The sequence below is a fragment of the Brotonthovivens ammoniilytica genome, from assembly GCF_025566885.1.
GTDB lineage: Bacteria > Bacillota > Clostridia > Lachnospirales > Lachnospiraceae > Brotonthovivens > Brotonthovivens ammoniilytica.
In genome coordinates this window covers 747791-767657 of sequence record NZ_JAOQJQ010000001.1, presented here as the reverse complement: position 1 = coordinate 767657, position 19867 = coordinate 747791, and the positions used below count along the sequence as shown (strand labels likewise).

At 41.7% G+C, this 19867-nt stretch carries 18 protein-coding genes and 1 pseudogene; all 19 read left to right on the top strand.

Annotated features, from left to right (window positions below; all coding sequences use genetic code 11):
* Window positions 1–7 precede the first annotated feature (7 nt).
* The 19 genes and pseudogenes from OCV88_RS03555 to OCV88_RS03465 all read left to right on the top strand — a co-directional run bounded on the left by OCV88_RS03555 (window position 8) and on the right by OCV88_RS03465 (window position 19859).
* Window positions 8–1009: an ATP-binding cassette domain-containing protein gene (locus OCV88_RS03555; RefSeq protein ID WP_158424217.1), complete on the top strand. Its 1002-nt coding sequence runs from the start codon at window positions 8–10 to the stop codon at window positions 1007–1009.
* A 15-nt stretch (window positions 1010–1024) separates the two neighbouring features.
* The gene (locus OCV88_RS03550) at window positions 1025–2746 is read left to right on the top strand and encodes a putative 2-aminoethylphosphonate ABC transporter permease subunit (protein WP_262590648.1); all 1722 of its coding nucleotides are present in this window, start codon (window positions 1025–1027) and stop codon (window positions 2744–2746) included.
* A gap of 339 nt (window positions 2747–3085) precedes the next feature.
* The gene (locus OCV88_RS03545) at window positions 3086–6130 is read left to right on the top strand and encodes an SrtB-anchored collagen-binding adhesin (RefSeq protein ID WP_070117060.1); all 3045 of its coding nucleotides are present in this window, start codon (window positions 3086–3088) and stop codon (window positions 6128–6130) included.
* A 237-nt stretch (window positions 6131–6367) separates the two neighbouring features.
* Window positions 6368–6694 carry a YdcP family protein gene (locus OCV88_RS03540; protein ID WP_055261573.1) on the top strand — a complete coding sequence of 109 codons (327 nt, stop codon included), beginning with the start codon at window positions 6368–6370 and terminating at the stop codon, window positions 6692–6694.
* 15 nt (window positions 6695–6709) lie between these two features.
* Window positions 6710–7093: a YdcP family protein gene (locus tag OCV88_RS03535; protein ID WP_055261575.1), complete on the top strand. Its 384-nt coding sequence runs from the start codon at window positions 6710–6712 to the stop codon at window positions 7091–7093.
* 179 nt (window positions 7094–7272) lie between these two features.
* On the top strand, window positions 7273–7635 hold the full coding sequence (locus OCV88_RS03530; protein ID WP_055261577.1) for a helix-turn-helix domain-containing protein: 363 nt from the start codon (window positions 7273–7275) through the stop codon (window positions 7633–7635).
* Window positions 7636–7896: 261 nt separating this feature from the next.
* On the top strand, window positions 7897–8439 hold the full coding sequence (locus OCV88_RS03525) for a DUF6560 family protein (protein ID WP_055261579.1): 543 nt from the start codon (window positions 7897–7899) through the stop codon (window positions 8437–8439).
* A gap of 110 nt (window positions 8440–8549) precedes the next feature.
* On the top strand, window positions 8550–9944 hold the full coding sequence (locus OCV88_RS03520; RefSeq protein ID WP_158424216.1) for an FtsK/SpoIIIE domain-containing protein: 1395 nt from the start codon (window positions 8550–8552) through the stop codon (window positions 9942–9944).
* Between the two features lie 183 nt (window positions 9945–10127).
* Window positions 10128–11324, top strand: coding sequence for a MobT family relaxase (mobT, locus tag OCV88_RS03515; protein WP_022620534.1), 1197 nt, complete (start codon window positions 10128–10130; stop codon window positions 11322–11324).
* 33 nt (window positions 11325–11357) lie between these two features.
* Window positions 11358–11471, top strand: a pseudogene (locus OCV88_RS03510) (DUF3789 domain-containing protein); the annotation flags it as partial.
* Window positions 11472–11693 carry a hypothetical protein gene (locus OCV88_RS03505; protein WP_002323342.1) on the top strand — a complete coding sequence of 74 codons (222 nt, stop codon included), beginning with the start codon at window positions 11472–11474 and terminating at the stop codon, window positions 11691–11693. It abuts the pseudogene before it with no gap.
* 70 nt (window positions 11694–11763) lie between these two features.
* On the top strand, window positions 11764–12390 hold the full coding sequence (locus OCV88_RS03500) for an alpha/beta fold hydrolase (RefSeq protein ID WP_022620533.1): 627 nt from the start codon (window positions 11764–11766) through the stop codon (window positions 12388–12390).
* 88 nt (window positions 12391–12478) lie between these two features.
* Window positions 12479–12775 (top strand): hypothetical protein, encoded by a 297-nt coding sequence (locus tag OCV88_RS03495; protein ID WP_044298020.1) that lies wholly within the window; start codon window positions 12479–12481, stop codon window positions 12773–12775.
* A complete protein-coding gene (locus OCV88_RS03490) occupies window positions 12694–13197 on the top strand; it encodes an antirestriction protein ArdA (RefSeq protein WP_022620531.1) in 504 nt (167 codons plus the stop codon). Before OCV88_RS03495 ends, OCV88_RS03490 begins: the two co-directional genes overlap by 82 nt.
* Window positions 13198–13214: 17 nt before the next feature.
* Window positions 13215–13718, top strand: coding sequence for an antirestriction protein ArdA (locus tag OCV88_RS03485; protein ID WP_044298016.1), 504 nt, complete (start codon window positions 13215–13217; stop codon window positions 13716–13718).
* Window positions 13719–13827: 109 nt separating this feature from the next.
* Entirely contained in the window at window positions 13828–14226 is a 399-nt protein-coding gene (locus tag OCV88_RS03480) for a conjugal transfer protein (protein WP_004843362.1), read from the top strand.
* Window positions 14204–16654: a conjugal transfer ATPase TcpF gene (gene tcpF / locus OCV88_RS03475; RefSeq protein ID WP_158424215.1), complete on the top strand. Its 2451-nt coding sequence runs from the start codon at window positions 14204–14206 to the stop codon at window positions 16652–16654. Before OCV88_RS03480 ends, tcpF begins: the two co-directional genes overlap by 23 nt.
* Entirely contained in the window at window positions 16654–18855 is a 2202-nt protein-coding gene (locus OCV88_RS03470) for a CD3337/EF1877 family mobilome membrane protein (protein WP_071143787.1), read from the top strand. The genes tcpF and OCV88_RS03470 overlap by 1 nt, the downstream gene beginning before the upstream one ends.
* Window positions 18852–19859: a bifunctional lytic transglycosylase/C40 family peptidase gene (locus OCV88_RS03465; RefSeq protein ID WP_071143788.1), complete on the top strand. Its 1008-nt coding sequence runs from the start codon at window positions 18852–18854 to the stop codon at window positions 19857–19859. Before OCV88_RS03470 ends, OCV88_RS03465 begins: the two co-directional genes overlap by 4 nt.
* Window positions 19860–19867 lie beyond the last annotated feature (8 nt).

The following is a 19867-nucleotide window of genomic DNA, read 5'->3' as shown; positions in this document are numbered from 1 at the left end:
CAATCATATGGCTAAAAGCGCAATTCGAATCGAACATGTTGTAAAGCAATATGGAAATCATACTGTTTTAAAGGATATTAGTCTGGAGATCCAGGAAGGAGAGTTTGTCTGCCTGCTGGGACCCTCAGGATGCGGAAAATCAACATTACTCCGATTGATTGCGGGACTGGATATGCCTACAGAAGGCAAAATATATCTGAAAGAGAAGGAAGCCACCTGGCTTCCTTCTTCCAAAAGAAATTTTGGGATTGTATTTCAGTCTTATGCACTGTTTCCAAATCTGACGGCATTTGAAAATGTGGCGTACGGGCTTCGAAACAAAAAAGTCCGGGAGCGGGATGTCAATGAAACCGCGGACCGTTTTCTGCATATGGTAGGGCTTTCTGATGCCAAAGGCAGATATCCTTCTCAGCTTTCCGGCGGGGAACAGCAGCGTGTGGCTCTGGCCAGAGCACTTGCAATTTCTCCCAGCTTTCTTTTGCTGGATGAACCCCTTTCTGCTCTGGATGCAAAGGTAAGAATCCGGCTTAGAAAGGAAATCTGCCAAATCCAGAGAGAACTGCATTTAACAACTATTATGGTGACTCACGATCAGGACGAGGCGCTGACTATGGCGGACCGGATCATTGTCATGAATAAAGCAGAAATTATGCAGACGGGGACACCCCAGGAAATTTATGAACAGCCGGGAAATAAATTTGTGGCTGATTTTATTGGAGCTATTAATTTTTATCGGGATTTTGAGAGGGAAGATCAGTTGAACGCAATTCGTCCGGAAAATATTCAGGTGGAAACAAAAGATTTTGCAGGAAGTATTCTTGCGGTAATTGATGATTTGGAATTCAGAGGTAATTTCTGCCGGCTGACAGCAAAAGTATCTCATGTACTTAGGAAAGATGAGCTTATGGTAGATCTGCCATATTCAGAGGTAAAAAAGAAAAATCTGCATGTGGGTACTAAAATTTATCTGGCTATACCCGGGCAGCAGACGCTGCATTTTGCGGTATAGTCAAAGGAGTGTTTCATGAAAAATAAATTGTTAAAGCTGAAATCCTATACGATGCAGGACTTTATGAAGCTGATTTTGATTCTATGTATTTTGTTTTCCTTCTGCGTATTTCTGCTGGGTCCTCTGTGCATTCTGTTTGTAAAAGCATTTCAGAATAAAGACGGAGACTTTACGGGATTTGCTCAGTTTGCGCAGTATTTATCATCCCCTAATATGGTGGCATCCCTTGGAAATACGCTGTTTATTGCAGTAACATCCACAGTGATTTCGGTAGCTCTTGCATTTTGTATGGCTTATGTGCTTACTAGGAGAAAGATACCCTTCCGGGGATTTTTCCGGTTTTTGTCTATGCTTCCCATGTTTGCGCCCACTATGCTTTTTGGTATGTCGCTGATCTATCTGTTTGGAAACAAAGGATTGATCACACAGCTTGGGCTGCGGCTTCCTATATATGGAAGACTTGGCATTGTCATTGCAGAATCCATCTATTGTTTTCCGGTGGCGCTTATGATTCTTATGGTTGCGTTTTCCGCTGCGGACAACCGGCTGTATGAGGCGGCGGAGGCTATGGGGACCAGTCCCTTTCGAAAGCTGATGACCATTACAATTCCCGGTATCAAATACGGACTTATCAATGCTGTATTTGTGTGTTTTACTTACAGTTTTACGGATTTTGGTGCTCCAAGTATTGTGGGCGGCAATTATAATGTACTGGCCACGGATATTTATAAACAGGTAATTGGACAGCAGAATTTTAATATGGGAGCTGTGGTGGGAATTATTATGATGATACCTACCGTGATTTCTTTTGTGGTAGACCGTCTTACCAGTTCTCGTCAGGCCAGTGCAATTACAGCCAGATCTGTACCTTATCAGATCAAGCCTGCCAAAGGGGCCGACCGGGCGGGACTGATATTTTGTATCGTGATTTCAGCGCTTTTGATTGGATTTTTTGCGGTATCATTTTACGGGGCGGTAGTTACATCCTGGCCTTATAATATGAAACTTACCTGGAGCCATTTTGATTTTTCTCAAATAGATGCAGGAAATGGTCTGAGGTCTTTATTACAGTCGCTGAAAGTATCGGCTCTTACAGCGGTGTGCGGAACAATAGCGGCATTTCTCACGGCGTATCTCATCGAGAAGCTGAATGTTTTTCCAAAACTCAGAAAAGTACTTTACTTTTTTTCCATTACGCCCAATGCAGTGCCCGGAACGGTCATCGGACTTTCTTTTATTCTGTTTTTTAATCCCAGATGGTTTCAGATACCCGGAACGGCGCTGGCAGTGGAAAACGGGTTTAATTTCCTGTATGGAACCACCGCCATACTTGTAATCGTAAATATCATTCACTATTTTTCCGTTCCCTTTGTAACTGCTTCCACGGCTTTAAAACGGCTGGACAAAGAGTTTGAGATTGTTTCGGATTCTCTGAAAGTACCCCTGATCAGAACTTTTTTCCGGATTACGGTGCCTATTTCAGCAGGCGCTGTCTGGGAAATGTTTATTTATTATTTTATGAATGGTATGATTACCGTTTCGGCTGTTATTTTCCTGTATACACCTTTAACGAAAATTGCCAGTGTCGTAATTTTAAATGTACAGGGCGCAGGTGATGATGCAGAAGCGGCGGCTCTTTGTATGGTTATTTTTGGAATCAATATCATTGTAAGGCTGGTCTATGAGCTGGTGAATAAAAAAATCAGAAAGAAAACAGAAAAATGGATGCACAGATAAATGCAATCTGTTAAGGAACACGCTTGAGATTAATATCCGGCGTGTTTTTATATTAAAAACACAATAAAAATCTGATTATCCGCTAAAACACAGTATCTATCAGCATTTTCAAGGAAACAAACACATCAATTTACTACTTATTTACTACTAACGAATGAGCCTTGATACGCAAGTTTTCCTAGATATGCAAAGATATGGTACAGCATATCAGTATTGAAACAAGAAAAAATTGAATAACTCATAGATTATGGAACGCCTAAAATGACGTTCCTTTTCTATTTTCAGCCGTTCTTATTGGACGGCTTTTTTATTACCCAAAATGAAAGGAGCATTAGATTTATGAAAAAGACATTGAAACGATTGTGTACGGGCTTCTTAGCTCTTGCAACTGTCGTTACTGCTTTACCGACTACACCCGTTCATGCAGAAAGCAAGCAATACTGGACGGAAAGTGCAGAGCGTGTCGGTATCATTGAAAAAGTAATGAATGACGGTTCTATCGGTTCTACATTTAATGAGGGCATGATGAAAGTTGAGGGCGAAACTGCCTATTGTATTGACATTAACACAGATTTTAAGAATGGCTACAAGACCAGAGCTGACGCAAGCTCACGCATGAGTGCCGACCAGATTTCAGATGTGGCGTTATCCTTAGAGTATGTCAAACAGTATAGCGAAGCTCACAAGGAACTGAACTACAAACAAGTCTATCTGTTGGAACAATGTGTAGTCTGGCAGAGATTGAGCGTACATCTTGGCTGGCAATGTGATAACGTGCGAGCTTCTTATGATGAAATTCCAAAGGCAACGCAGGACGAAGTTTTCGCTGGTGCAAGAGCCTTTGTCAAAGAAAATAAAGGACGCTATGAATGTGGCGGTTATATCTACTCTGGCGAGGGGCAGGAATTGGGACAATTCTGGGCGAAGCTGAATGTCGGAAATGCGAAACTGCAAAAGACTTCCAGTAATACCAGCATTACAGACGGTAACGGGAATTACTCTATTGCAGGTGCGACCTATGGTGTCTTTTCTGATAAGGACTGCACGAAACAGCTTGCCACCCTTACGACTGATGAAAACGGAAATACAGATGTTGCAGAGGTAAAGGCTGGCACAGTTTATATCAAGGAACTATCCGCACCAGCAGGATATAAAGTGGATAAAACAATCTATCCATTAACAATCAAAGCTGGCGAAACAGCGACCTTGAAAGTATCAGATACACCCAAAGTAACAGACACTTTGATTGAGCTTTTCAAGATTGATATGGAAACACAGAAAGACAATCCGCAGGGAAACGCTTCTTTAGCAGGTGCGGAATTTACATGGAAGTATTATGCTGGCTTCTATAACAAAGACAATCTCCCTGCCGAAGCTACTCGTACATGGGTTACAAAGACAATCGCTGAAACAGACAGCGACGGAACAACCCACTACATCACAAAATTAGCGGACGCATACAAGGTATCTGGCGACAGTTTCTATATGCAGGACGGCAAGGCGGTTCTTCCACTTGGGACGCTAACCATAGAAGAAACAAAAGCTCCAAACGGCTACTTATTAGAGGGTGCATATATGCAGGCTGGCGATAAGTCCGAACAGATAAAAGGCTTATACCTTACACAGATTACCGAGGACGGCGACCTTGCCGTACTATCTGGAAGTAACCAGTTTTCCGTATCAGACAAGGTTATCCGTGGCGGTGTGGAAATTCAGAAACGAGATTTAGAAACGGGCGATACGAAGCCACAAGGAAGTGCCACTTTGAAAGATACTGCTTTTGACATCATTTCCTTAAATGACAATTCTGTTTTGGTTGAGGGCAAGCTATACAAGAAAAATGAAGTGGTAAAGACAATTCGTACCGATATTGAGGGTATCGCTTCTACTTCTGCCGACCTTTTACCTTATGGAAATTTCCGTATCGTTGAGAGTGAAGCTCCAAACGGATATTTGACAGACGGTGCAAAACCGATTGATTTTGCAATCACAGAAAACGGGAAAATCGTGGACTTAACCGACGAAGCCCACTCTATCTACAATCAGATTAAGCGTGGGGATATTGAGGGCGTGAAAATCGGAACAGGCACACACAAACGTCTTGCTGATGTTCCCTTTAGGATCACAAGCAAGACAACGGGCGAAAGTCATATTGTGGTAACTGATGATAACGGGCAGTTCTCCACTTCTTCTGAATGGGCTTCTCACAAGCACAATACCAACGCAGGAAAGACCAGCGAGGACGGTGTGTGGTTTGGAACTTCTGAACCAGACGATAGCAAGGGTGCATTACCTTATGATACTTATATCATTGAAGAAATGCGTTGTGATAGTAACAAAGGCTTTGAACTTATCCCACCTTTTGAAATTGTGGTATCAAGAAATAATCTTGTGATTGATTTAGGAACGCTGACTGATGAATACGAAAAAGAAATCTCTATCCATACCACAGCAACCAGCAAGGACGGCGAAAAGACTATCCTTGCAGGAAAAGAAGTAACAATCGTTGATACTATAAAATTGGACGGACTTACAAAAGGCACAAAATACCAGCTCAAAGGCTGGCAGATGTTAAAAGAAGAAAATGCCGAGCTTATCATTGATGGGAAACGTGTAGAAAATGATTATACCTTTGTTGCTGATGATGAAGAAATGAAAGTGGAAATTTCCTATACATTCAATACGTCTGCTTTAGGTGGCAAGAACCTTGTTACCTTTGAAGAATTGTATGATTTGAGCAATCCAGACGAACCCGTGAAAGTTGCGGAACACAAGGACATTGAGGACGACGGACAGACTGTATTGATTACAGAGCGTATCATCAAGATACATACAACTGCTACCGATAAGGACGGCAACAAAGAGCTTGAAGCTGGAAAAGAGGTAACAATCATTGATACCGTAACCTTAGAGGGCTTAGAAGTCGGTACACAGTACAAACTTGTGGGCTGGCAGATGTTGAAAGAAGAAAATGCAGAACTTCTTATCAACGGAAAGCGTGTGGAAAGTGATTATACGTTTACCGCTGACAGCGAAGCTATGAAAGTGGAAGTTGCTTTTATGTTTGACGCTACTTCTCTTGACGGCAAACAGCTTGTAACTTTTGAAGAATTATACGATTTCAGCAATCCAAACGAGCCGAAGAAAGTTACCGAGCATAAGGATATTGAGGATAAGGGACAGACGATTACTTTTAAGGAAAAGCCAGAAGAACCAGAAAAACCCGAAACACCACCGACACCAGAAAAGCCTAGCAGACCTAGCGACAGTCCAAAAACGGGCGATAACACAAACCTTTACGGACTGCTTGCACTTCTTTTGACTTCTGGTGCTGGACTGGCAGGTATCTTCTTCTACAAACGCCGTAAAATGAAGAAATCATAAGGCGGTAACGATATGATGAAAGAAAAATCACGCTCTCCGCCGAAGTGGTCAAACGGCAGACTTCCGCTTATTCTGGCTTGTCTACCAACAATCTGCAAGAACACGGATAGTCAAGGGTGCGAAAGCATTGATTTTACCCTTTACTATCTGTGGGATTGCTGGTACTTCCCGAACCGCCAGAATAAGAAATCACAATCAATTAACTTATCAAAATAGAAAGAAATGAGGTAAAACATTATGGAAATGAAATATGTCGTGCCAGATATGGCACAGTCTTTTGGAACTTTTGAATTTGCAGGCGAAAGTGAGCCAGTCTTTGAAAGAGATAAAAATAACCGCAGGGTCTTAGCCAGACGAAGCTATAACCTTTATTCTGACGTACAGAAAGGCGAAAATGTTGTAGTGGAAATTCCCGTGCAGGCAGGCGAAAAGCATTTCAAGTATGAGCAGAAAGTAAAACTTGTCAATCCGAAGTTATACGGCAGAGGTTACGCTATCGGGGATATGGGACATACCGATTATGTGTTAGTTGCTGATGATATTGTAGCAGTTGAAGAAAAGTAAAGGAGTGAAGAATTTATGAGATTATCAAACGGTTTTGTTATTGACAAAGAGAAAACATTTGGAGAATTAAAATTTACAGCGGTGCGTGATGTTTTCTTACAGAATGAGGACGGGACACCGAGTACCCAGCTTAAAAAGCGTATCTATGATTTGAAGTGCAGTCTGCATGGTGGAATTATCCCCGTATCTGTACCGCCAGAAGTACCGTTAAAGGACTTTCCGTACAATGCAGTTGTGGAACTTGTCAATCCAGTAGCCGATACGGTATCAAGAAAGACCTATACGGGTGCAGATGTGGACTGGTATGTAAAGGCAGAGGATATTGTGTTGAAGAATAAAGGTAACCAGAACGCAGGCAATCCACAGAACCATACACCGCAGGGACAGACGAAGAAATAGAATGATACAATCAGCTTTTTACTTTGAATAAAGTGTAAAGAAAAGTTATAATCTATGTATATTTTTATAATGTCAAAGCAGGTTGACAAATTGCCAACAAAGATTGGTTGAAGAAAACTCTTATTTTTGTAATACTATTCTTGCGGTCGCAAATAAAGAATACTATTAGGAGGCAATATATGAATTTTAATGAAAAGCTGATAAACCTTAGAAAATCAAAGGGACTTTCTCAAGAAGAATTAGGAAATGAGTTAAAAGTTTCCAGACAAACAATTTCAAAATGGGAGTCATGTCAATCTTATCCAGATTTTCAACGCTTAGTATTGTTAAGCGATTATTTTGGATTAACATTAGACGAATTAGTAAGAGATATTGATGTACAAGAGGTAAGAGAAAAAAACTTGAATAACGAAAAACTATCTTCAATATACAGCGATATGAATGAAGCAAAAAATTTTATTAGAGTTTGTCTTGTTATTGGTGTAGTAATTCTTATCTTTTTTGCAATGATTGTTACGTATGGAATATTCTTTGTAAAATAAAATGTAAATTCTTGTATATCAATCAAAGCAGTTAGTTTTAGGATTGACTGCTTTTTTCGTACCCAGAAAGGAGTGATTGATTTATGCAAAAGATTTGGAATAAAGGACACCGTATTAGAGCCAGCGACAAGCACTACGCTCCGCAGGGACAGCCGAAAAAATAGGATTGCTAACTAGATTTTCATTGTAGAGGATATATGGAACTGTTATAATATGGGTATGGTGAAAGCGACAAATTAGTAGTTTTGGAGGTAATACGGTATGAAATATATAGGTGGTATTATAACGGCATATATTGTTTTACTCGTTTTGGATATAATACAAAGCAGAAATCACAAACGAACTCAATCTATAAAAAAATTCACTATAAGAACAATAACTGATGTATCATTTATATGTGCAATAGGTGCTTTGTTTGTACTTGTTGTCTTTATTTGGGGATTTTGGAGTGAACCTGAAAATTTTTGTTCTAAAAGATATTTGATGATCATTATCCCATTTTCTATTATTTGGTTTGGAGTTACTTTTTTTGGTATGATTGCTCCGTTAAAAGGAGTGTGGGAGATAAAAGTTGAAGAAGATAATATCACGGTTATTAAAATGTTTATTTTTAGAAGACATTGGAAAATATCAGACATATCCTATTGTAAAATGAAACGCGGTGGTATGAATGTGTATGTCAATGGAAGAAAGAAAAAAGCATTTTTTGTTGATGGTATGACAGACCATTTTGATAACTTTATAAAACGGATGGAAAAAGAGGGAAAAGAGATTATTATTCCAGAGCCAAAAGAAAAGAACTAAGTGTATTAAAAAAAGTGAATTTTAGTTTTGCAACTTTATATCCATACATACAAAGCAGTTAGTCTTAGGATTGACTGCTTTTTTCATACCCAGAAAGGAGTGATTGATTTATGCGTAAAATTTGGAACAAAGGACACCGTATCAGAGCCAGCGACAAGCACCTTGTCTATCATTTTTCCATAGGGACGCTTCTGTTTGTATTCGTGGTGGTTCTTCTGCTATTGAATATCAAACAGCTCATGCGTACCGATTGGGAGCATTTCAGCTTATTAGAGAACGGATTGACGCTTTCCCCTTACAACTTCATAACCATAGGGATAGCGACTGGTGTTTGTGCATTGGTCGCTTTTCTGTATTACCGCTTCTGTTACGACAGTTTCAAGAAGCTCCTGCACCGTCAAAAGCTGGCAAGAATGATACTGGAAAATAAGTGGTATGAAGCCGATACCGTACAAGACAGCGGTTTTTTTACTGACCTGCAAAGCAGATCAAGGGAAAAAATCGTCTGGTTTCCGAAGATTTATTATCAAATGGAAAAAGGCTTGCTTCATATCCGCTGTGAAATTACGCTGGGGAAATATCAAGACCAGCTTTTACGGTTAGAGGATAAATTGGAAAGTGGCTTGTATTGTGAGCTGACCGACAAAACTCTGCATGACGGCTATATCGAATACACTCTGCTTTATGATATGATAGCAAACCGCATTACCATTGATGAAGTACGGGCAGAAAACGGCTGTCTTAGACTGATGAAAAATCTTGTCTGGGAATATGACACACTCCCTCACGCTCTGATTGCTGGTGGGACTGGTGGCGGTAAAACCTATTTTCTGCTGACGCTCATTGAAGCCTTACTGCATACCGACGCTGTCCTTTATATCTTAGACCCGAAGAACGCTGACCTTGCAGACTTAGGGACAGTTATGGGAAATGTGTATCACACCAAAGAAGAAATGATAGATTGCGTCAATGCCTTTTATGAGGGTATGGTACAGCGAAGTGAGGAAATGAAGCGACACCCGAACTATAAGACGGGCGAAAACTACGCCTATCTGGGACTGCCACCCTACTTTCTTATCTTTGATGAATATGTGGCGTTTTTTGAAATGCTGGGGACGAAAGAAAGCGTAAGCCTACTTAGCCAGTTAAAGAAAATCGTTATGTTAGGACGACAAGCAGGTTATTTCCTTATCGTTGCCTGCCAGCGTCCAGACGCAAAGTATTTCTCGGACGGTATCAGAGATAACTTCAATTTTCGTGTGGGACTTGGGCGTATCAGCGAATTAGGTTACGGTATGCTGTTCGGTTCAGATGTGAAAAAGCAGTTTTTCCAGAAGCGTATCAAAGGGCGTGGCTATTGTGATGTAGGAACAAGCGTCATCAGTGAATTTTACACGCCTTTAGTCCCAAAAGGACATGATTTTTTACAAACTATCGGCTCTCTTACACAAGCAAGGCAGGACGGGACGGCGACGTGCGAAGCGAAAGGCGACGGCTCGGACTAGCCGTTGCTGGTGTGGCGTAAGCCACGCCAGCAGGTAAAACCCCTCGGTATCTAACAGAGGGGTACGTTTGCAAATAGACAATAGACAAAAAACATAGGAAACATAAGGCTTCTGATATGGTTTTCTAGTAAAAATCAGTTGTGAAGTCGCCTTAAAAAACTTCACACTTTACAGATTGGGGGTATGGTTCTGAATGAAGAACAATGGATAAAAGAATTACGGGAGAAACGGATTGCTTACGGTATCTCACAAGGCAGGCTGGCGGTGGCTTCTGGTATCACAAGAGAATATCTCAACAAGATAGAAAGCGGAAAAATGAAGCCGTCAAAAGAACTTCTGGAAACTCTGCATAAGGAACTGGCAAAGTTCAATCCAGAAGCACCGCTTACCATGCTGTTTGATTATGTGAAAATTCGTTTTCCCACGCTGGATATACAGCACATCATCAAAGATATATTAAAACTGAATATCAATTATATGCTCCATGAAGATTACGGACATTACAGTTATACGGAGCATTATTCTTTAGGGGACATCTTTATCTATACGTCGGCTGACGAAGAAAAAGGTGTCCTTTTAGAATTAAAGGGGCGTGGTTGCAGGCAGTTTGAAAGTTATCTGCTGGCACAGCAAAGAAGCTGGTATGACTTCCTTATGGACGCACTCGTAGACGGTGGCGTGATGAAGCGTATCGACCTTGCTATCAACGACCATACGGGCATTTTGGATATTCCAGAGCTTGCGGAAAAATGCAGAAAACGGGAATATATCGGAAAGTCCAGAAGTTATAAGTTTTACCAGTCGGGCGAGCTTATCAAGCATAGAGAGGACGACAGAGAATATATGGGACGCACCCTTTATCTTGGTTCGCTGAAATCAGATGTGTATTTTTGTATCTATGAAAAGGACTATGAGCAGTACGTCAAGTTAGGGACACCGCTTGAAGAAGCCGACATTATCAACCGTTTTGAGATACGGCTTAGAAATGAACGTGCCTATTATGCAGTACGAGATTTGCTGACCTATTATGACGCAGAGCAGACCGCCTTTTCTATCATCAACCAGTATGTACGGTTTGTTGATGAAGAACCCGACAAGCGAAAAAATGAATGGAAACTCAATGACCGCTGGGCTTGGTTTATTGGCGATAACAGACAGAGCTTGAAGCTGACGACAAAGCCAGAGCCTTACACCTTAGACCGCACATTGCGTTGGGTACAAAGGCAGGTAGCACCAACCTTGAAAATGCTAAAAAAGATTGATAAAGGAAACGGTACAGACTACATGGAAACAATCGAACAGCAGGCAAAGCTCACAGAAAAGCATAAAATGATAATCAAACAGCAGACGACCCCTGCAAAAGATTTGGTGGAAAGTTAGGAGTGATAAAAAATGTGGGTATTATTAAAAGATTTCCTGCTGGTATCTATGGGAATGGGTATCGGCGTAGTCTTGATGTGTATTTTGAATGTCGGCAAAGAAGCTGACTATGAAATGAAACAATTAGAAGAAAGCGAGGACAATTAAATGAATTTCGGACAAAATTTATATCAATGGTTTTTATCAAACGCACAGAGCTTAGTGCTTATGGCGATTGTGGTTATCGGTATCTACTTAGGTTTCAAGCGTGAGTTTTCCAAACTTATCGGCTTCTTAGTAGTTGCCTTGATTGCTGTCGGTTTGGTATTCAACGCTGGCGGTGTGAAAGATGTATTGTTAGAGCTGTTCAATAAGATTATCGGTGCATAAAATTTTATTGTGGTGCTGATATGCGAATGTTATAATGTGGATATGAAACACAGTATCTAGGAGTGATGGAATGAAATATATAATGCTTCACGGTTTGGGACAATCTTCTGAAAGTTGGAGTGATACCGTAAAAGTATTCAATGATGATTTTGAAGTTTTATGCCCTAATTTATCAGATTGGCTTTTTGGAAAAATACCATGTTATGATACATTGTATCGGACATTGGAAACATACTGTGAACAGTTTGAAGAACCGCTAAATATTTGTGGACTTTCTTTAGGTGGTATTCTTGCTATGCAGTATGCGATAGAACACCCAGAAAAAATGAACTCATTAGTGTTAATAGGCACACAATATGAAATGCCAAAGTATCTGTTAAAAATGCAAAATCTGATATTCCGTATTATGCCTTGTTCAGCATTTGAAAAAATGGGTTTTCAGAAAACAGATTTTATCAATCTATGCAAATCTATGACAGAACTTAATTTTAAACATGAACTGAAAAAAATATCATGTTCGGTACTTGTTGTCTGTGGCGATAAGGATAAGATAAATAAAAAAGCTTCTTTAGAATTGCAACAACAGATAGAAAACGCAGAAATAGCTATTATTGAAAATGCAGGACATGAAGTAAATACAGATAACCCAACACTACTAGGGCAAAAGTTAAATGTATTTTTCAAACAATATGTCTGATAAACAATTTCATGTCCATACACACAAAGCAGTTAGTCTTAGGATTGACTGCTTTTTTCTTACCAAAATTTCAGATTGGAGTGATGAAATGAGCGATATTTTTAAGGATATGCAGGCAAACGTCAGCTGTGAATACATTTCCGACCTGCCCTCTTACAAGCGTAAAGTGTGGCAGGAAATGAAACGGCTGAACCCTGCCGATTATGAAATAAGACAGTTAGAAGATTTTTCTAAATATGTGTTTGGTATGCCGTACCAGACTTTAAAAGATGTGATGAAACAACAGAAAGGACGTGAGGAACAATGCAGGAAACAAGGGTGCTGGTGGAAACGAGAGGAACAACTGGCGAAGAAACAACATCATACTGGTTCGACCTGCCGATAGATGTTGCCGAGTTTGAAGAAAAGTTAGGTGTCGGTGCAGAAAGTGGGGATTACCGCATTATCGAAAAGGTGTTGCCTTATGCTGATGAAGTTCACGAACATACAAGCGTGTACCAGCTCAATGAATTAGATTTTATGTACCGCCAGCTTTCAAGCGATATGCAAGAAGAATATACAGCACTTCTTACCGTGTATGAAAATTTAGAAGCACTTTATATTTGCAGGAACGTGATTACGGTTTATCCCAACTGCAAAAGTATGATAGATGTTGCAAGGCAAAAGCTGATGAACGACCCGACATTTAAGCATTTATCCGAGGATTGTCAAGAATATTACTTTGACTTTGAAGCCTACGCTTCTCACTTGCAGGAACACGGGAAATTTTTAGTAACAGAACACGGTATCTTTGAACTGCCAGAGTAGGAAATGAGGTGGTGCTTATGATGGATGATATGGCGGTTTATATTGCTAATCTTGGCAAATACAATGAGGGCTATTTAGTCGGTGCTTGGTTCACATTTCCCATTGACGAGGAAGATGTGAAAGAAAAAATCGGCTTGAATGAACAATATGAGGAATACGCTATCCATGATACCGACAACTTCCCCATTGCGATTGGCGAGTATGTTTCCATTGAAGAACTCAATGAGATGTATGAAATGATAGAGGAACTTCCCGACTATATCGTAGAATGTCTGGACGAATTTATCAGCCACTACGGGACGCTGGAAGAAGTCGTGGAACATAAGGACGATATTTATTATTATCCCGACTGTGAAACCATGACAGACGTTGCCTACTACTATATAGACGAATTGCAGGCACTTGGCGACATTCCACCCAGCTTACAGAACTACATTGACTATGAAGCCTACGGGCGAGATTTGGATATGGGCGGTTGCTTTATTGAAACAAGCCGAGGTATGTGCGAGATACCATATTAACGCTGGAAGATCAGCAACAAGCTTTGTTGCTACTGACAGCGTATTTCTCTTTTAAGGGACAGTCTGAAACATGGCTGTCCTTTTCTATTTTGAAAGGAGCTGAAAGAACTTGAAAAAGATTAAATCTTATACGGGTATCTGGAACGTGGAAAAAGTCTTGTATGCAATCAATGACTTTAACTTGCCCTTTCCCGTTACTTTTACGCAGATTACATGGTTTGTGATTACAGAATTTATCATCATTCTGTTTGGGGATATTCCCCCACTTTCCATGATTGAGGGAGCATTTCTCAAATATTTTGGTATTCCCGTTGCTCTCACTTGGTTTATGTCGCAGAAAACTTTTGACGGAAAGAAGCCGTACAGCTTTTTGAAATCACAGATAACCTATGCCCTGCGACCTAAAATCACTTATGCAGGAAAAGCCGTAAAACTGCATAAGCAGACCTTGAATGAAACAATCACGGCAGTAAGGAGTGTGAACTATGTTCCCGATAAAATATATTGACAATAACCTTGTCTGGAACAAGGACAATGAGGTGTTCGCTTACTATGAGTTGATACCGTATAACTATTCTTTCCTATCCGCAGAGCAGAAATTTATCGTGCATGACAGCTTTCGCCAGCTTATCGCACAGTCCCGTGAGGGTAAAATTCATGCCTTGCAGATTGCCACAGAAAGCTCCATACGAAGTATGCAGGAACAGTCAAAGAAACTGGTAACTGGAAAATTAAAGGAAGTTGCCTATCAGAAGATAGACGAACAGACCGAAGCGTTAGTATCTATGATTGGGGACAATCAAGTGGACTACCGTTTTTTTCTTGGCTTTAAGCTCATGGTTACGGAAGAACAGCTCAATCTGAAGAACATCAAAAAATCGGCGTGGCTGACGTTTACGGAATTTCTCCATGAAGTGAACCACACGCTGATGAATGATTTTGTTTCCATGCCGAATGATGAAATCAACCGTTACATGAAAATGGAAAAGTTACTGGAAAATAAAATATCAAGGCGTTTTAAGGTGCGTCGCTTGGAAATCAATGATTTTGGGTATCTCATGGAACATCTTTACGGCAGGGACGGTATCGCCTATGAAGATTATGAGTACCAGCTACCAAAGAAAAAATTGAACAAAGAAACGCTGATAAAATACTACGACCTTATTCGTCCGACAAGGTGTGTGATTGAGGAAAGCCAGCGGTATTTACGATTGGAGCATGAGGACAAGGAAAGCTATGTATCCTACTTTACCGTCAATGCGATTGTCGGGGAGCTTGATTTCCCGTCGTCTGAAATCTTCTATTTCCAGCAACAGCAATTCACATTCCCCGTTGATACTTCTATGAATGTAGAAATCGTGGAGAACAGAAAGGCTCTTACCACAGTAAGAAATAAGAAAAAGGAATTGAAAGACCTTGACAATCACGCTTATCAAGCAGGAAGTGAAACCAGCTCAAATGTGGTGGACGCATTAGACAGCGTGGACGAGCTGGAAACGGATTTAGACCAGAGCAAAGAAAGTATGTATAAGCTCTCTTATGTAGTGCGTGTATCGGCTGATGATTTGGACGAATTAAAACGCCGTTGTGATGAAGTCAAAGACTTTTACGACGACCTCAATGTAAAGCTGGTGCGTCCTGCTGGGGATATGCTGGGGCTTCATTCTGAATTTTTTCCTGCCAGCAAGCGATATATCAATGACTATGTGCAGTATGTAAAATCAGACTTCTTGGCTGGGCTTGGTATTGGAGCGACCCAGCAGTTAGGAGAAACTACGGGTATCTATATGGGCTATTCCGTTGATACGGGAAGAAATGTGTACCTGCAACCGTCTTTGGCTTCGCAGGGCGTAAAAGGTACAGTTACCAACGCCCTTGCGTCTGCTTTCGTCGGTTCTCTTGGCGGTGGGAAGTCGTTCTGCAACAATCTTCTGGTGTATTATTCGGTGTTGTTTGGCGGTCAAGCAGTCATTTTAGACCCCAAAGCCGAGCGTGGCAACTGGAAAGAAACGCTCCCAGAGATAGCCCATGAAATCAATATCGTAAATCTTACCAGCGACAAGGACAATGCAGGACTTCTTGACCCGTTTGTGATTATGAAGAATGTAAAAGACGCTGAAAGTCTGGCAATCGACATCTTAACATTCCTTACGGGTATTTCCTCTAGGGACGGCGAAAAATTCCCCGTACTTCGTAAGGCGGTACGCTCCGTTACCCAGAGCGACAGTCGGGGCTTACTCCATGTGATAGACGAGCTTCGCCGTGAAGATACGCCCATATCAAGAAATATTGCAGACCATATCGACAGCTTCACGGACTACGACTTTGCACACCTGCTGTTTTCAGACGGTACGGTGGAAAATGCAATCAGTCTGGATAACCAGCTCAATATCATTCAAGTAGCAGACCTTGTACTGCCAGATAAAGATACCACTTTTGAGGAATACACGACCATTGAATTATTGTCGGTGTCTATGCTGATTGTGATTAGTACCTTTGCACTCGACTTCATTCACAGCGACAGAAGCATTTTTAAGATTGTAGACCTTGATGAAGCGTGGGCGTTCTTAAATGTAGCACAAGGCGAAACCTTATCAAGTAAGCTGGTTCGTGCTGGGCGAGCTATGCAGGCAGGCGTTTATTTCGTTACACAATCTTCTGGGGACGTGTCAAAGGAAAGTCTGAAAAACAATATCGGCTTGAAATTTGCCTTTCGTTCTACTGACATTAACGAGATAAAGCAGACCTTAGAATTTTTCGGTATCGACAAGGACGACGAGAACAACCAGAAACGGCTTCGTGATTTGGAGAACGGACAATGCTTATTGCAGGACTTATACGGGCGTGTCGGTGTGGTGCAGATACACCCAGTCTTTGAAGAACTGTTGCACGCCTTTGATACCAGACCGCCCGTACAGAGAAATGAGGTGGAGTGATGAAAGAAAGGATAAAAGGTGCGTTCACAAAAAAGAAGATTTTCCACTTTCTCAAAATGGCTCTGTTTGTCGTGGCACTCTCCCTTATCCTGCTTTCACTTTTGGGGACGGTGGCTCATGCGACGGGGCTTGTGGACGATACCATAAACGCAGAAAATCTTTACTCAAAATACCCCCTTTCCAACTACCAGCTTGATTTTTATGTGGATAATAGCTGGTCGTGGCTTCCGTGGAACTGGCTGGACGGTATCGGAAAATCGGTGCAGTACGGGCTTTACTGTATTACCAACTTTGTCTGGACGATAAGCCTTTATTTAAGCAATGCCACGGGCTATGTGGTGCAGGAAGCCTATAAGCTGGACTTCATCAACGATATGGCAGACAGTATCGGGAAAAGCATACAGACCCTTGCAGGCGTAACACAAAACGGCTTTTCTTCTACGGGCTTCTATGTTGGTTTTCTGCTTCTCATTATCTTGGTGGTAGGACTTTATGTTGCCTATACGGGACTTATCAAACGGGAAACCAGTAAGGCACTTCACGCTGTTATTAACTTTGTGGTAGTGTTCGTGTTGTCCGCTTCGTTTATCGCCTATGCTCCCGACTACATCAAGAAGATAAATGAATTTTCATCAGACATCAGTACCGCTTCACTTGATTTGGGAACAAAAATCATGCTCCCCAACTCTGAAAGCGAGGGCAAGGACAGCGTGGACTTGATACGGGACAGCTTATTTTCTATTCAAGTGGAACAGCCGTGGCTACTTCTGCAATTTGGAAACAGCAACGCAGAGGAAATCGGGACAGACCGTGTAGAAGCTCTTGTATCGGCAAGTCCAGAGGACGAGGACGGGAAAACCAGAGAGGAAGTCGTGAAAACAGAAATAGAGGACAACGACAACAACAATCTGACAATACCGCAGGTGGTAAACCGTTTAGGCATGGTGTTCTTCCTACTGTTCTTCAATTTAGGGATAACAATATTTGTATTCTTGCTTACGGGCATGATGTTGTTCAGCCAGATACTTTTTATTATCTTTGCAATGTTTTTACCTATCAGCTTTTTACTTTCCATGATACCGAGCTATGAAAGCATGGCAAAGCAGGCAATCGTGAGGGTGTTTAATACCATTATGACACGGGCAGGAATAACGCTCATTGTAACGGTGGCGTTCAGTATTTCCAGTATGTTTTATAACATATCCACAGACTATCCATTTTTCATGGTGGCGTTCTTGCAGATAGTATGTTTCGCTGGTATCTATATGAAGCTGGGCGACTTAATGAGTATGTTCTCTTTGAACGCTAATGATAGTCAAAGCATGGGACGAAGAATTTTCCGCAGACCGTATCTGTTTATGCGACATAGGGCTAGGCGTATGGAACACCGTATTGCAAGGGCGGTAAGTGCTGGCGGTATTTCGGGCGGTGTCGCTGGTGCGGTGGCTGGAAGTGCCGTTGCTGGAAAACGAGCTGAAAGAAAAAATACAGCTTCTAAAGAAAATCGGGGCAATACCACTTCCAGCATGGGACAGCGTGCAGGTTCAAAAGTAGGTGCTGTCTTAGATACGAAAAATAAAGTGAAAGACAAAGCAAACGCTGTCAAAGAGAATATCAAAGATATGCCGACACAGACCGCTTATGCGGTGTATTCCGCAAAGGAAAAGGCAAAGTCCAGCGTGTCCGACTTCAAGCGTGGCATGGTGCAGGAACAGCAGTCCAGACAGACGGGACGATTGGAAAAGCAGGAACAGCATAGACAAAATATCGCTGACAAGCGTATGGAGCTTCAAAAGGCACAAGAAGCAAGGCAGGCACAGCGAAAGGCTGACGGATCAGCGACAACGGGAGCTACCCGTCCCCATGAGCGACCAGCCACAGCTTCAAAGCCGAGTGCGGAAAAAACGCAGGAAGTCAAACGTCCTGCCACAGCGACCACTTCAAAAGCAAGTGAACCAGTCAAGACAAATGTTATCAAAGAGCGTCCTTTATCTTCTGGTGCTTCTGATAAGAAAGCGACCCAGTCGGCACAGATAGCACATAGGCAAAATGTAGAAAAAATGGTATCACAGGAAACACGCCAGAATTACACCAAAGACCGTAGGACAAAGGTTCAGCAGACGCAAACCGTCCAAAAGAACCAGCAGACAACAGAGAAAACTCGTAACCTTGTGATGAAGAAAGGACAGAAGAAAAAATGAAACTGAAACATATCGCTCTCATTGGCACTCTGTTTCCTATCCTCTTTTCTCTGGTGCTTTTCTTTGGTGTGTTAATTAGTGCGGACAGCGACGACGAGAATAGCAATTTTTCTTCTGGCATTACGGGTATGAACTTATCCGCAGAAGTCTTGAAACATCAGCCTATGGTGGAAAAGTACGCCAGAGAAAACGGTATCTCCGAGTATGTCAATGTGCTATTGGCTATCATTCAAGTAGAAAGTGGCGGTACGGCAGAAGATGTTATGCAGAGTTCGGAAAGTCTGGGACTACCGCCTAATTCCTTAGATACGGAAAGCTCAATCAAGCAGGGGTGTAAATATTTTGCGTCCCTGCTTTCTTCCTGCAAAAATCAAGGTATCGACGATTTGAATGTAGCGATACAGTCCTATAACTATGGCGGCGGCTATGTGGGATATGTGGCAGGAAAAGGAAAGAAACACACCTTTAACCTTGCAGAGAGCTTCGCTCGTGAGAAGTCGGGTGGAAAGAAAGTAACCTACACCAACCCGATAGCCGTTGCAAAGAATGGGGGCTGGCGGTATGGCTATGGAAATATGTTCTATGTGGAATTAGTCAATCAATATCTGACCGTGGCACACTTTGATAATGCAACGGCACAAGCGATTATGAATGAAGCGTTGAAATATCAAGGCTGGAAGTATGTGTATGGTGGCAGTAATCCGAACACTTCCTTTGATTGTAGCGGACTTGTGCAATGGTGCTATGGAAAAGCTGGTATCTCCTTACCGAGAACAGCACAAGCACAGTATGACGCTACCCAACATCTTCCACTCTCGCAAGCAAAAGCTGGGGACTTGGTATTTTTCCATTCTACCTATAACGCTGGTTCGTATGTAACCCACGTCGGCATTTATGTAGGAAATAATCAGATGTACCATGCAGGCGACCCGATAGGATATGCAGACCTAAGTAGTAGTTACTGGCAACAGCACTTAATCGGTGCAGGACGAGTAAAACAATAGAAAGGACT